The sequence below is a fragment of the Citrifermentans bremense genome, from assembly GCF_014218275.1.
In the GTDB taxonomy this organism is placed as follows: Bacteria; Desulfobacterota; Desulfuromonadia; order Geobacterales; family Geobacteraceae; genus Geomonas; species Geomonas pelophila.
Map to the genome: position 1 here is coordinate 2,273,243 of NZ_AP023213.1, position 14,310 is coordinate 2,287,552.

Below are 14,310 nucleotides of genomic sequence, written 5' to 3' on the forward strand. Positions count from 1 at the left end.
TAAGCCCCTAGCTGCCTTACTCCTCTGAGAGTGACAACAACTCCTTGTTAAGCCGGTCTCCTTGGATGGCGATGCCGGCGAGCCGCCCTTCTATCTCCTTCAGGTCGGCCGCAGTCAGCGCCAGATCAGCCGACTTGATGTTGTCTTCGATGTATTCGAGCTTGTCCATCCCCGGGATGGGCACGATGAACGGCTTTTGCGCGAGCAGCCAGGCCAAGGCGATCTGAACCGTGGACACGCCTTTGCTGCGGGCAATCTCGTTCAACATTTCAACCAGAGGCATATTGGCTTTAAGTGCTTCCTGGGTGAAGCGCGGGAAAGCAGCCCGAAGATCAGTTGCGCTGTCGAACTTAGTGTCCGGAGTAATGGCGCCTGTCAGAAAGCCAGTCCCAAGGGGACCCCAGGGGACAAAGCCAATCCCCAGCTCTTCACACACCGGCAGCACCTCCTTCTCCGGTTCCCTGGTCCAGATCGAGTACTGATTTTGGACTGCGGCCACCTGCTGAACCGCATGAGCGCGGCGGATGGTGTCTGCTCCTGCCTCAGAAAGCCCAAAGAATTTGACCTTTCCTTCCTGTATCAGCTCTTTTACCGCGCCTGCAACATCCTCGATTGGGACGCTGGGGTCGACCCGGTGTTGGTAAAACAAGTCGATATAGTCGGTTTTCAGCCGTTTCAGCGAAGCTTCAGCGACCTTTTTGATGTGCTCCGGCCGACTGTTGAGTCCCCCTTCCTCGGAAATCATGCCGAACTTCGTGGCAAGGAGGACCTTCTTGCGGAAGGGCTCCAGCGCCTGACCAACCAACTCCTCGTTTGTGAAAGGGCCGTACGCCTCTGCCGTATCAAAGAAGGTAATCCCTTTTTCATATCCCGCACGAATTACCTGGACTCCTTCGCTGATGTCGACGGCTTTCCCGGTACCGAAGCTCAGGTTCATGCACCCCATGCCTATGGCCGAAACCTCAAGTCCGCTGTTGCCCAATTTTCGCATTTTCATTTTTTTGCTCCGTGTAGTCATAATTCCACTGTTGTAATTATAGGTCAGCTACCTTCGAGTCCGTTACCTCGATCCTGCTGGATATTTGCACATTTCTCCGATTTGTGCATTTTTTGCTCGAGGGCTTGCAGCCATCCCCGGAGGCCGATATGACCTGACACTTACGAATTATTACATCCTTAGAAGGTTACAGGGCTATTGTCATGCCCCTCTTTCAAACCAGGACATTGCCTTATTGCCCCTTGCTTCACCATTTGAAATATACATAAGTTGTGGACAAGGGGATATTTCGATCCTGTCTCTTTTTTGCCTGATCGTCCGGATCTGTAACATCAAGTGATGCTCAGGGGAAAGAATGTGGCAATGGGAGGTCGCAACTAGGGGGGGGCGAGCGCTAGAGACTTGGTTGACTGCGATTCCCCGAGGCAATTGTGAAAAAAGAACTGATCGGTCTGAAGAGGCGTATGACTTTGAAAAAAGGAGGATACGGAGGAAAAACGGCAGAACAACAGGCATACAAAAAATGGAGAGACACCTGCGGTGTCCCTCCATTCGAACTGCCCCCCCTTTCACAACACTAAAGTACTTATGCTGCTGCAGAGGCCTGCCGCATTCGGTTAATGTCCCTCAGCGGAGGCGCCCCGAAGACGCGGCCGTACTCTCGGGAAAACTGCGAAGCACTCTCGTATCCTACGTTAAAGGCTGCCGTTGTAGCATCGAGTCGCTCGGCCAGCATCAGACGCCGGGCCTCGTTCAGGCGCAGCATTTTCTGGTATTGCAGCGGGCTCATGGCAGTCAGGGTACGGAAATGATGGTGGAAAGTCGAAGTGCTCATATTGACCTTGCTCGCAAGATCGTCGATTCGTAATGGGCTGCTGAAGTTCCCCTTCAGCCAGTCGATCGCCCGGGCTATCTGACTGCTCTGGCTGCCAGTTGAAGCAATCTGCCGTAACCGTTCTCCTTGATCCCCCGTCAGGAGGCGATAGACGATCTCCCTCTGGATGACTGGCGTCATAATGGGGATATCCATAGGATCATCAAGCAAAGCAACCAATCGCTCAAAGCACCCGATCAGTTGCGGCGTGACCTCGCCGGTCGCCATACCACGACTGGTTTGCTGAGCACGCGGTTTAGGGAGGTTCGAGTCGAGCATCAGTTGTGAGACCTCTCGCAGGTCGAGCTTCAGCCTGAGTCCAAGGTAGGGCTTTTCACTGCTTGCCTCGGTTACCCTAACCAGTGTCGGTATATGAACGGCCGTGATCAGGTAGTGCTGGGCGTCATAGACCAAGGACTCTTCGCCGAACTGGACCACCTTTGCTCCTTGAGTGACAACACAGACGCTCGGCTCGTAGATGCCGCTTACCGGCTCGGAAGGTTCCTGCCGCCTAAACAGCGCAAGACCGGGGATCGCAGTGGTGTGCAGCTCGCCATGTTCGGTCCATCGAGCAATAGCATCGTTCAAGGACTCCATCTTCTTTTCCATAAGGCCCTCCATTTTTCGCATCTACTTAAGCAGTTACCTGATTCCAGAATCTGCCCACATGTTACCCCCACCACATACAGCTTTCAACAACATACAGCGCAATAAGCGGATCAGGCAATAATCCAACAGAATCGTGATATTACTGCGCGACGTTCCTGAGGTAATATCACCCTGCACCAAAGCGGAGAACCTGAAGACCTGGAAGATACTCCAGTGGTGCTAATAAAAAGTTTAGGGAGAAGCCCGCATGGACAAAGGAAAAATGTTGATCGCGTACTATTCGCGCGCCGGCAGCAACTATGTCGGAGGTGACATCGTCAATCTAGAAGTGGGGAACACTGAGGTTGCCGCTCAGACAATTCAAAAGCTCACCGGTGCCACAGTCCATAAAATCGACACGTTGAAGCAATATCCCGTTGATTACCACGAGACGACGGAGGTCTCAAAAAAGGAGCTGAAACAAAATGCACGTCCGGAACTGTCATCACACCTGGAGGATATTTCGGGGTATGAGGTGATCTACCTCGGGTTCCCCAATTGGTGGGGAACCATGCCAATGGCCGTTTTCACCTTTCTAGAAGAGCACGATTTCTCAGGAAAAACAATCCTGCCATTTTGCACCCACGAAGGTAGTGCAATGGGTAGCAGCGAAAAGGATATTCGGAGGGTTTGCCCAGAGGCAACAGTTATGCGGGGGCTACCCATCGTCGGTGGATCTGTTCGCTCCGCAGAGGACCGGATCCGGGAATGGCTCGGGATTCCGCGCCGCTAGAATCCAAGAACCACTATCGGGAGACCCAATGCTTCAGAAATATCAAGACCTTCTTGACAACCTGCGCACCATGCAACGCGTAATTGTAGCGTTTTCGGGAGGAGTTGACAGCACTCTTTTACTCTATGCCGCTCGCGAGGCACTGGGCGACGAAGTTCTAGCAGTAACTCTTGCCCCTCCTTACGTTCCCCAGGCCGAAGTCCAAGAAGCGAGGCAGGTCGCGGATCTCACTGGAGTCCGGCACCTCGTTGTGGATCAGCCCTTCCCTGAGGTGATCCGCAACAACCCGCCGGACCACTGCTACCTGTGCAAGCACCACCTGTTCTCGTTACTCAAGGGAATGGCAACCGACCTTAGGGCCAGTGAGGTGCTGGAAGGGACAAACGTTGACGATCTGGACGATTATCGCCCCGGCTTCAAAGCGCTCAAAGAGCTAGGTATCAAAAGCCCACTGCTACGCGCAGGACTAAGCAAAATTGAGGTCCGTGTGCTCCTAAGGACATTCGGTATTGACGGTTGGGATAAACCGGCAAAGGCATGCCTCTTGTCCCGTTTGCCAGTAGATACGAGAGTTGACGAGGCTGAACTGCGGCGGGTTGAAGCTGGTGAAGCACTATTGGCACGAGCGGGTTTCCCCTCGGCACGGCTAAGGAGCCACGGAGCTATCGCCCGTATAGAAGTCGCGGTGAACGAAATTCCTGCACTGATCATGGCTTCCATCGAGCAACCTGAGGGACTTGAAGTAGCTCTGAGGAGCCTAGGGTATCGTCACGTCACTGTAGATTTGGCGGGTTACCGTATGGGAAGCATGAATGCTCTCCCAATCACACCATAGTACACAGTGCAGCGACTCGCCAACAACAGCACTATCGGGCAATGATTGCGTAGGATCAGGCTAACCGTTTTCCATTTTATCGCACATAGTGTGATGACAAGCAGCCGCTTCCACACATGTCTGTTTCAATCGGCACAGCTGCTATTCCCTAAGGAGGTGTTACATGGCCAAAGATATTTCTCGTCGTCGGTTCCTACAAAACGGTGCTCTCGCCCTCGGAACAGTTGCTGTCTGCAACGTCCCTGGTATGCGCTCAGTTTTTGCGGCCCAGGAAGAAAGAGCTCCCGTCTTCTTTACTCAAGACATTACTCCCGAAAGCTTGGTGAAAGTGTATTCCCGGGTAAACCGAAATATCTCCGGGAAGGTTGGGATCAAGATGCACACTGGCGAACCGCACGGTCCCAACATCTTGCCTAGAAACATTGTGAAAGCCCTCCAGCAGACCATTCCCAACAGCAATCTTGTCGAGACCAATACGCTCTACAAGGGGAAACGATTCACCACGGCTGATCATCGAGAAACCATCAGGATCAACGGCTGGGATTTTTGTCTAGTTGACATAATGGACGAGAACGGGGCGACGATGCTCCCGGTGCGTGGAGGAAAGCACTTCAAGGAGATGTCCATGGGCAAAAACCTGCTCAATTACGACTCGCTTGTGGTGCTGACACATTTCAAGGGGCACGCCAGTGGCGGCTACGGCGGTTCTCTCAAGAATATTGCCATAGGTTGCGCGGACGGGACCATCGGCAAGAAAATGATCCATGGTGCCCCGGACAATGTTCGATATGAGCTCTGGCTCAAGGGCGAACCTTTCCAGGAAAACATGGTTGAGTCGGCTAAAGCCACCATGGATCACTTCGGGAAAAAGATTGTGTACGTAAATGTGCTGCGCAACATGTCGGTGGACTGTGACTGCGCCGGCACCAGCGCAGCCCCGGTAAAGGCACACGATCTTGGGATCCTGGCATCTACCGACCTACTCGCACTGGAGCAAGCCTCCATCGACATGGTTTACCGGTTGCCTGAGGCTGAACTTCACGACCTCCGGGAACGGATCGAGTCCCGTAAAGGCCTACGCCAGTTGTCCTATATGAAAGAATTGCGGATGGGCAATGACCGCTACGAGCTCATCAGGATTTAAAAGATGAATAGCATTCTTTTCGACCACGGCCGTACTGCCCGCATTGGGCTCCCCGAGGCGGTTTTCTGTGAGGGGAAATCTAGGGAAGCACTCGTTGAACTGCTGTCCCGGTTCGTCAAAGGATCAGGACAGCCTGTTCTTTTTACCCGCCTGGCCCACGACCTGTTCGCTGAACTTCCCGAAATGATCAGGTCCGGCTACGATTATCACCCCCTTTCGCGCACCGCTTTCGGGACGGCTCTGCCAATGCACCCCAAGGGTAAGGTTGCCGTGGTTTCCGCCGGAACAGCTGATGGCTCAGTGGCCTGGGAGGCAGCCCGTACCCTTACCTATCTTGGGATACGCTGCGACGTTTACGAAGACTGCGGGGTCGCCGGCCTATGGCGACTAACTGAGCGACTGGATGAAATCAACGCTTGCGATGCGGTCATTGTTGTTGCCGGGTTGGATGCGGCGCTTTTGAGTGTTATGGGTGGGCTTACCGCCAAGCCAATCTTCGGAGTCCCGACGTCGGTCGGGTACGGAGTAGCTCGCCAAGGGCAGGCTGCGCTAGCCAGTATGCTTTCAAGCTGTGCGCCCGGTGTGGGAATCATGAATATTGACAACGGGTACGGAGCGGCCTGCGCCGTGGCAAGGATCATCAACACATTATGAGGAGAGGAAAAATTACAAACCACACGAACCGCCACCATAACCACAGCCATGCAGGAGAACACCACCATGCCCACTTGAAGCGTAGTGAAACAGTCTTGACTGTACGGGCACATTCCGGTCTGTCTGGAGATATGTTGGTGGCGGGACTCTTGCGAATGGCCAGACTTAGCGACGAGGAGGTCGACCGACTGCTCGGCGCAATTCTACCTGAGCTAACAGGAACACTACGCCTCACAAAACGGAAGGTAAACCAGGTCACAGGTTGGACTGCTACCGTTACACTTCCCGAGGAGCATCAGCACCGAACGCTACGCGATATCTGCACTGTCGTCTCCCAAAGCGGCCTCACCGATCAGGCAAAGCAGTTGGCTACAGACGCCTTCACGCTGCTAGCTCGAGCCGAGGCTGTGGTTCATGATAAGAATCCGGAGAAGGTGCACTTCCACGAGGTCGGGGCGCTCGACAGTATCCTCGACATCTGCCTCGCCGCGAAGCTCTTTACTCGCCTTGCTCCTGGACGGTTTGTGGTAAGCCCACTGCCGCTGGCCGACGGCTATGTAACCTGTGCCCACGGCGTACTGCCCGTCCCTGCTCCCGCAGTTCTTGAGCTGTTGGAAGGTATTTCTGTTTGCCGATTCCCCGGGAACGGCGAAACCATCACACCCACGGCGATTGCGCTGCTGCACGCTTTCGGCGCTGTTTTCGGGGGATGGCCAGATATGCACGTGGAGAGACAAGCCCTCGTTTATGGTAGTCATGATTTCCCCAATGCACCAAATGGGGCAATCTTTGCTTTTGGAACTGCACGATGATCAAAAGTATGGTTGAAGGAAATGTTCTGGCTTGAATAGTTTTCTGGTCACGGAAAGGCAGTGGTGCCTGTGCCTCCGGTTTAGTAAGAGCTAGAGTAGCTTTTTATTTTGGTGACGATGATCGCTTCCGAGCGGACGATGGAATATCTAAGCTGTGAACCTCTCCGGGAGCCCTATGAATATAGTACACTTCGTCCTCAACAGCTGTGATTTCAACTGCTTTCATAGTTTGTGGAAAACGGGGATGTGTGTAATCGCACTTCACTATAGTACATTCAGTTTCACCCCCAGCAGCTTTCCGGTCAAGTTTAGACAGCAAGGTTAGCAAGTTGCGTCGAGACAGGTAAACTTTTGATTTAACATTTCTTCCGTGCATAGCATACCTCCGTTGTTTTTTTACAGCGACATGGTCGCTGAGCAAGCCTGCCATGCTGGTCGTCAGCTACCTCTTAGCTGGAGATCTTCAGGGGGGCTGTGGGGCAATAACTGTGATGCCACAACTCATGGCTTTGATGAAGGTAGATTAAAAACTCGATACCGGAGAAGGCTCATACCTCCCTACCACTTATGGATGGTTGTCACTAGTTTTGGGTTTTGCCTCCTTTTGCAGCCTCGATCTGTCTTTCAAAATCAGCGGAGATATCCCTGCCTTTCCAGTGCTGCCCCAACTCCCAAGTGCCATCGGGAGACGGAGAAGGCGGCCCGACGAGTTGGTAGGTATAATCACCCCAGGTTTTTACCTGCTGTGTAGAGGGAAAGAACTCTTGGATTTTTGTCGTGAGGCAGCGTTTTGGGCGCTCTCCAATGTCTGCGATGATATGTCTGCTCCCGTTCGGCCGTTCCATTACAGCCCAATGGATCAGTTCGATTATCGTATTTTGCATACCTGCACCTCCAACTCAGGCCTCGTCTTCTTGACCGTCGGCCGATATGCCTAGCCATCCGGGCCCGGCCCGAATTCCACCGCTCCACTCTCAACCAGATGCTGCCACCGGCGGCCTCAGATCGACCCGGTCCAACCGCCAGCCGGTTTCCAAGGGGTGACAGGCTTTGTTTACCGATGGAAACCACTGAAGAACCTTGGCTGGGTCCCTTCGCCGCTGGCAGTTTTGGCTTATTGTTCAAACCACCGTATAGTGTCCGAGCGGTTTGTCATGGCAGCCCCAGGCCACAAGCACAAGCGCAGGCATGAAATGATACCCACTAGCTCCTCTCAATCATTTCCCCACTGCAGCTGAAGACTTCGCAGCCCAACAGCTGGCCTCCTTGAGTACTCATCTCACTTCATCATGATTTCGAAAAACGTATTCAGAGGTAACATCCCTATATTTGATATTTCGGGTAGACATCAAGCGGGACCAAACCCAATTGCCATCAGGATCTTGCCCCGCTGGCCCTACAATCTGATAAACCCGTCCTGATTCTGTGATGGCCCGACCTGTCACAGAATCAAAACGACGGATGGGGGTGCTCACTCGACCTTCCTGGTCATCGAGATTAAAGCCGACGAAATAACGTTCGCCGGTTTCCACCTCAAACACAGCCCAACTAGCTAATCTAATGATAGGCTGAACAGAAACAGCTGGTACCGTCCATACACCTTCAGGAGTTGCACCAACACCAGAGGTATTATCTTTCATGTATGCTCCTCCTTGAAATAGCTAAACTGAAGGTTTCTTTATTTGCCTAAAAAGGGGTAGATGGTGGTAGGCATTGATTTCATGTGCAACTATTTTTTGCGTTAAATCTATGATATCAAGAACTTCAGGGTATCTGATTCGAAAGAAAATAAAAGGGCCATCTCGGCGAGATGATAAAATGCCAGCCATTGACAAGGCGGTGAGATGACGAGAGGTATTGGATTGTTTTTCGGAAATTTTGGTTTCGATTTCAGTCTGAGATAGCTCACCATCCCTTAGCGCGGCGATGATTTTTAACCGATTCGGCTGAGCAAAACCCTTTAAAATTGCAGCACAGAAATCGTAAATATCGTCCATGACCTACTCCCGATCGCCCCTAGCAGTTTTTGGGGTCGAAAAGATTGGACCGCAGATAAATTCTTTTTCCATGTCTGATACCCCTTACTTGGATAACAGGCATAGAACTATTAACACCCGCAGTCATGGGTCCCGTTGACACTTATACCTAACAATTTGCTGATCGGGCTTTGTCCAGCAATGAAACACAGGCCAACCCGCCGTGGCTTGTTCAAACGCCCAAGTATATGAAAGACTAGGGCAAAACTCGTCTTCTTCCACACGGTTAACCACTAAATGCATCGCCTGCTCAAGGCCAGAAAGGACTTCAAGCCCGTAAACCCATACAGCTACCCATTGAGCAAGTTGAGGATTTTCAATTTCATAAAAAGCCTGGAATAACTCTCTCCAGTACTCCTGAGGGTTCTTCAGCTTAACCAGCCAGTATTCTCTCCAAAGCACATAAGCCTTAGCCCATTCGCACCCTCTGCAACTCTCAATAATGCGGTAGGTGTTGCCAGCGAATCCATGAAGCAGACAACTAACGTTCCGCAGCTTTCTAAGTTTCTTGAAGGCGTATCTGCGAATAGAATTGAAAATAGGTCTCAAACATTTTGAGGAATCATACTCGCAGCCCCCCCTCTTCCCGGTACAGGCCCAACTGCTATTACAAACCTTGTCACCGACGCAGACCCTATTACATTCATATATTTTCCGAGCCAATCCGCCCTTACCAGAAACAGATAACCCATACCGAACTTTCGCATGATTCATATCAGGAAAGCTCAGGCTGCTCAGGTATGATGGGACTTCATGCACGTTGAGGTTGCCCCAGGCGTGATACATTTCTGGAACTGAAAAATTTCCAAGACTACCTTTATGAATCAGGGTTGTTTGCCAGACCTCGAAGGCAGGCCTTAAGACATTGCACCTTTTTAAATCAACCAGCCAAGCAAATATCTCACTAAACTCCTGTAAGATGTTCGAAGGTAATCTCAAAATCCTTTCTTTTTGGATTCCACCTACTTGGTAAAATCGGTTCCAAAATTTTATATGACAATTGCAGCAACCGTAAGCCACCTTTTGCTGGTCGTTTAGGTCATATTTGATTGGGAGATTACAGCTATAACAAACCTCCATCAGTTCCGAGTTGTGAACAGGACACCTTGAAAAAAGATACATTTGGGAAAAGACACTATGATAGCCAATTTGAAGACATTCTGGGCAGTACCTCAAAATATATGCGGACGTCAATGTAGAGATCTCTGATTTCCGCAACATTGATTCAATGCTGTGTGAAGCCATGTCATCTTCTGCGATCCGCGTGAGGAAAGAAATTATTTTGGAACGATAGGTGGTTTCATTGTTCAAGTTCCAACGCGTCATTCCTGCAAACTTGGGTTCGGAACTATCTTTAGAAGGAGATGTATCTTCGTAAAAGTATTGTTTGACCTTATGAATTGGGATGTGGTTTATCTCTGCGAATTTATTTAAAATACTCCACCTCGATTCAAATGGCGCTACCAATCGCCGTAAGTCTGTGAACCCTAGTGGCCTTGATGTTTCCACACCCTAACCCCTCGAAAGTGTTTTCAGGTAACATCCACCTATTGCCCCACTCCCACTGATATAAAAGCTTCTTCCCAATGGTCTCTTGCGAGCATTGGATCCATTACGGACAGGTTGCTGAATTTCCTTAGTACATATTGAACAGCAGGCACAAAATCAGACATAGATATTTCTTTCACTTCATTGTGATTTACTAAACAAAATGCAGTCCATAAATTGTTTGCTTCCGAACTTAAACGCCATCCATGGTCAAATGCGGTTGTAAAGAAATAACGTGTAAAAATACAACCATGATCAGAGGTAATATCGTAACAATTAAGCGCGACTCTAACCTCGTCCTCTGAGAGCACCCCCCTAAATTGATAGGCTTCATTCATAAATCTTCCGGTTATTTCTGGGTTGTTTCCTTTAAAATCCTTGTATTTTTTATACAGATCATTATCTCCGACCAACATCACCATTGGAGCTACATGCCTCAAAACAATGGAGTTGGACATGCCACGAAGATAGGTGTACTCTTTATTAGAAATCCATTGTGCCTCATCTATAAAAAGGATTATTCGCCTACAAGAATCTCTAAATGCTTCCTCAGTAATAAAATCTACAATAGTATCAAATTTTACACCAGCGTTGCCATAATCAGCACGAGCATGGTTGAAAGATGTAAGAATGTTTCGATAAAATTCCTTTTCTGTTTCTACTTGGTGTGTCAACATGCTATGTTTCAGCGTTGCGACAGACTGAAATTCGCGATTCATAAGTGAGATCAAGGCATCAATAGCATTGCTTTTTCCAATCCGCGCGCGGCCATATATGATACACCCAGATCGCTGGGCGTTCATCCACCTACACAAAGAGGTGTAAAGTCGGTCTATAGCAGCAGTAATAATTACAAAATCCTCTCGTCTTAATGCGGGATGGATTCCGTCAGCGTACTCGGGCCTCTCCGCCGTATTCATTCAGACTCCTCCACCTTTCGCAGGAACCCCTCATGCTCTACTGTTATAGGCAGTTGTTCCCCAGTTTTTTCTTTTACAGGCACCAATTCGGCCTCTTCAATTACTTGATATTCACGTATTACAACTTTTCCTTCCTGTTCAATAGCAAGAGCTGTTCGTGCAGCCCGCTTTGGAATTTTGCGACCTTTTAGTTCCATGTTCATTCTTAAACCGGGACGGGCATCGTTCGCAATAGCTTGGTCGTGAACCAGAAGCCCCTTTTTTTTCAATAACAACTGCCTGATCTCATAAGACATGGGCGAAAATCCCCAGCTGCTCCTATCTACGATAGTCCCTAAAGATTTTCCTTTCTCCTCATAAGCTTCTGCAGATCGACTGTCTGAAGATACAGAACAAACTATCTTTTCACCTATCAAGTCCCATCTCTCTTTTAAAATTGTGCTGGTATACCGGCCGGAGAGGAATTGTACATAGGGAACAGTTCCAGTCTTTCGTGAACCACGAACCGTCGGAAAGAAGGTAACGCCCATGTCTCGAACAAAATCCAATTTATTCGATGGAATTCTCGTGATAATATTGTCTTTATTATTTAGGTAGTTTCTGACAATTTGCAAAGGGGATTCAAAATAGTTACGCTGACGCCCCCTCCTGTTGTGCCACTGGACAGCGGCTTCGAGACAGTAAAGTAATTCTTCATAGGTCAGCTTATACCTTCTTACATCCTTCTCAGCGGTTTCACGCCTAGGATCATTAGGCCCAGTCCCCAAAGTTCCAGGCAACTGCCTAAAGCCGCAAGCCTCTAAGGTTTGAAAAAGCCGCTCGATGATCCCTCTCAATTCAGGAAAGGCCACTCTGCCATAGTTGGTCCGAATCCCCAGTTCCTTCAAATTGTGCCGGACACCAACGGCCAGATGCACGTTATCATTATCTACGCGTAGTTCTTCTATCGAAATGTTTTGTAATTCCGGCAGCATCCTAATATTAGGTTCAGGAATCAGGTCTTCTTTTATGCCTTCTGGTTTCAGTATCTCTCTGGACGACGGCCTGATGCCATCCTTCAGACACCTAGAGATATCCAAGCTGTTACAGTGCTCATGGACTGAAGTGGTGTATCCAAGAACATAGGTACTATTTTCGTCAACAATCGGCATAAACATGAACCGTTCAAGAACCACTTCTGCTGTTTTCCCGTACGAGTCCACATAATAGAAACAAAAGCTTGCGTCTACAGAGTGTTCATCAAGTGAACACTGCTTAAAAGGTTTAGTAGCCATCAAATATTTGCTGCCCATCCCAGAGGAAAGCATGTGCCTTTTAGCATCGCGGGATGAATGTTCAGAAGTTCCAGCCTTAGTATTACGCAGTTCATCTATGTAAGCGTACAGACTGCGTTTTGCGCAGTAGGTGGTATTAAATGGGTATTGTGAATGAGTAATTCTCTCTTCGGTGCAAAGTTTGATAAAAAAGTCATAATAGCCTTCTTTGCTAATTTTGTTATTGCTCAATCTGCTGTCTTTCCGGTTATAAAAAGCTGACTCTAATTGATATTGAATCCGTGGGTAGTTCGTTAATAATTGTTTGAAAGATCCTGCACCGACACTGTCTGAATTCGTTCTTGTGTATTCCTTTCTGTCTGTATTGACCAATGCCTCAAAACCCTTGATTTTTCCATCTTCGTCATATTCAAGACACTTGTGTAGTAATTCCGCGGCATAACTGCGACTGAAGCCAGTCTCGGTTTTTATATCAGCTGCACTTCCCTGCTTAGCATACAGTTCCACAGCAAGACGCTTGTTCTCATATATAGTTTTTTCTTCCTTTGGGTAGTCGTGTGGTAGTTTGAAAGTAGGCCAACTGCCTGTATCAAGATCCTCAGGGTTCATAAGCCGCCTATCTATTTTTCTTTCTCTCATTGCCATTTCTGAGTTAACCTCACCCGGCTAGACCACGTCATCCTTTGATTTTCTTCTAAAAGTTCAGCTAGTTTCAAATGAAGAAGATGGGCCATTACAAACTCAGAATCTTCACCACACTCAGAGGTGACATCTCGAATGCTACCCTCTTTGTCAAGCAACAAAGCAGCAGATATTTTAGCCATTTTAGAAGTGTAGTCCATATTACGAGTTAATGAGTATTGATGAATGATTGTGCCCCAGTTTTCGATTAGAAATGGTTTCACATCGATATCTTCTTCAGTCCGTATCACATGCGTTACATTTCTCTTAAGACACCATTGTTTTTGTATATCTATTTGTCGCCTCAACTCTGGGTCGGAATTTATATTGTCCATGTCTTCCTTTTTTTTAACCTCCTGAAATTCCTCAGAGCCATCTGTTTTTAATATATAAAAGTCTACTAGTGATTTTCCGTCGACGCCTTGGTACGTACCAGTCATCCAAAGAGGTTGGGGGCAGAACCCTGCCACATTCTGGTCCGACTCAATCAGTATCCAGTTCCGACACTCGAGTGGGCCATAGAGCGTCAGATCTTTAGACAACAGAGGACTGAATACCTCCCACCTGTCGGACCACATCATCCGCCCTGGCAAAGGTTTTTCAGGGATTCTGTATTTAATAGCTAAGTTTTTCCGCTCGTAGATGACATCCTGAATAAAATCGCTGACAGAGTTCATGCCCCCCCTCCACACGTCATTGCCTACCCCACCAAACCATGGTCAATTGGGGCAACGGAATCCACTTCCTTGCAATACGCCAATTGAATATTTTAATTATAAAAGCTGATTGTACGGCCTTACTCTCAGAAATATCTCTTTTTTACTGGATGTCAAGGCAGCCGCAGCAAAAAAATTACTTTTTGCTGCGGGTTCTACTGGTTTAAATCTACATTCGCAGCTACCATTTATTTACCAGTAGAAAATTAGTCATGACGAATAAATATTATTTACAATGAATGTCGACCGTGATGTTTTTAGTTTATTACTTAATATGCTTTTTTATCAGTCGTTGTTTTCATTTTAACAGCCATCTATCTTATTAAATGATAAATTCCTTATCATTTGATTAGGATGGTGGCTCAGGTACATCGGAAGGGATACGCGCAACATGGTAAAGATTTTCTTAAAAACCAGTATAGACACCCCCTGCTGAAA

General features: G+C 48.6%; 15 protein-coding genes. 6 read left to right on the forward strand and 9 right to left on the reverse strand.

What is annotated here, in order from left to right:
• Positions 1-16: 16 nt before the first annotated feature.
• Complete coding sequence (locus GEOBRER4_RS10015; protein ID WP_185242170.1) at positions 17-997, reverse strand: aldo/keto reductase; 981 nt, start codon at positions 995-997, stop codon at positions 17-19.
• Between the two features lie 431 nt (positions 998-1,428).
• Here GEOBRER4_RS10015 and GEOBRER4_RS10020 point away from each other — a divergent pair, with 431 nt between their 5' ends.
• The gene (locus GEOBRER4_RS10020; protein WP_185242171.1) at positions 1,429-1,578 is read left to right on the forward strand and encodes a hypothetical protein; all 150 of its coding nucleotides are present in this window, start codon (positions 1,429-1,431) and stop codon (positions 1,576-1,578) included.
• 5 nt (positions 1,579-1,583) lie between these two features.
• Here GEOBRER4_RS10020 and GEOBRER4_RS10025 read toward each other — a convergent pair whose 3' ends face one another.
• Entirely contained in the window at positions 1,584-2,480 is an 897-nt protein-coding gene (locus GEOBRER4_RS10025) for an AraC family transcriptional regulator (RefSeq protein WP_185242172.1), read from the reverse strand.
• A 247-nt stretch (positions 2,481-2,727) separates the two neighbouring features.
• On the opposite strand from GEOBRER4_RS10025, the gene GEOBRER4_RS10030 reads away from it, so the two are divergent.
• The 5 genes from GEOBRER4_RS10030 (at position 2,728) to larC (ending at position 6,697) form a co-directional block, all read left to right on the forward strand.
• On the forward strand, positions 2,728-3,252 hold the full coding sequence (locus tag GEOBRER4_RS10030; protein WP_185242173.1) for a flavodoxin: 525 nt from the start codon (positions 2,728-2,730) through the stop codon (positions 3,250-3,252).
• A gap of 28 nt (positions 3,253-3,280) precedes the next feature.
• Positions 3,281-4,087: an ATP-dependent sacrificial sulfur transferase LarE gene (larE, locus tag GEOBRER4_RS10035; RefSeq protein ID WP_185242174.1), complete on the forward strand. Its 807-nt coding sequence runs from the start codon at positions 3,281-3,283 to the stop codon at positions 4,085-4,087.
• A 163-nt stretch (positions 4,088-4,250) separates the two neighbouring features.
• Positions 4,251-5,231 carry a DUF362 domain-containing protein gene (locus GEOBRER4_RS10040; RefSeq protein WP_185242175.1) on the forward strand — a complete coding sequence of 327 codons (981 nt, stop codon included), beginning with the start codon at positions 4,251-4,253 and terminating at the stop codon, positions 5,229-5,231.
• A 3-nt stretch (positions 5,232-5,234) separates the two neighbouring features.
• Entirely contained in the window at positions 5,235-5,885 is a 651-nt protein-coding gene (larB, locus tag GEOBRER4_RS10045) for a nickel pincer cofactor biosynthesis protein LarB (protein WP_185242176.1), read from the forward strand.
• On the forward strand, positions 5,882-6,697 hold the full coding sequence (gene larC, locus GEOBRER4_RS10050) for a nickel insertion protein (RefSeq protein ID WP_185242177.1): 816 nt from the start codon (positions 5,882-5,884) through the stop codon (positions 6,695-6,697). The genes larB and larC overlap by 4 nt, the downstream gene beginning before the upstream one ends.
• A 581-nt stretch (positions 6,698-7,278) precedes the next feature.
• Here larC and GEOBRER4_RS10055 read toward each other — a convergent pair.
• The 7 genes from GEOBRER4_RS10055 to GEOBRER4_RS10085 form a co-directional block, all read right to left on the reverse strand.
• Positions 7,279-7,581 (reverse strand): hypothetical protein, encoded by a 303-nt coding sequence (locus GEOBRER4_RS10055; RefSeq protein ID WP_185242178.1) that lies wholly within the window; start codon positions 7,579-7,581, stop codon positions 7,279-7,281.
• Positions 7,582-7,971: 390 nt separating this feature from the next.
• Complete coding sequence (locus tag GEOBRER4_RS10060) at positions 7,972-8,337, reverse strand: hypothetical protein (protein ID WP_185242179.1); 366 nt, start codon at positions 8,335-8,337, stop codon at positions 7,972-7,974.
• A 21-nt stretch (positions 8,338-8,358) separates the two neighbouring features.
• Positions 8,359-8,694 (reverse strand): ArsR/SmtB family transcription factor, encoded by a 336-nt coding sequence (locus tag GEOBRER4_RS10065; RefSeq protein ID WP_185242180.1) that lies wholly within the window; start codon positions 8,692-8,694, stop codon positions 8,359-8,361.
• Between the two features lie 123 nt (positions 8,695-8,817).
• Positions 8,818-10,242 (reverse strand): hypothetical protein, encoded by a 1,425-nt coding sequence (locus tag GEOBRER4_RS10070; protein ID WP_185242181.1) that lies wholly within the window; start codon positions 10,240-10,242, stop codon positions 8,818-8,820.
• Between the two features lie 38 nt (positions 10,243-10,280).
• Complete coding sequence (locus tag GEOBRER4_RS10075) at positions 10,281-11,201, reverse strand: ATP-binding protein (protein WP_185242182.1); 921 nt, start codon at positions 11,199-11,201, stop codon at positions 10,281-10,283.
• Entirely contained in the window at positions 11,198-13,120 is a 1,923-nt protein-coding gene (locus GEOBRER4_RS10080; protein WP_185242183.1) for a hypothetical protein, read from the reverse strand. The genes GEOBRER4_RS10075 and GEOBRER4_RS10080 overlap by 4 nt, the downstream gene beginning before the upstream one ends.
• Positions 13,111-13,833 (reverse strand): TnsA endonuclease N-terminal domain-containing protein, encoded by a 723-nt coding sequence (locus GEOBRER4_RS10085; RefSeq protein WP_185242184.1) that lies wholly within the window; start codon positions 13,831-13,833, stop codon positions 13,111-13,113. The genes GEOBRER4_RS10080 and GEOBRER4_RS10085 overlap by 10 nt, the downstream gene beginning before the upstream one ends.
• Positions 13,834-14,310 lie beyond the last annotated feature (477 nt).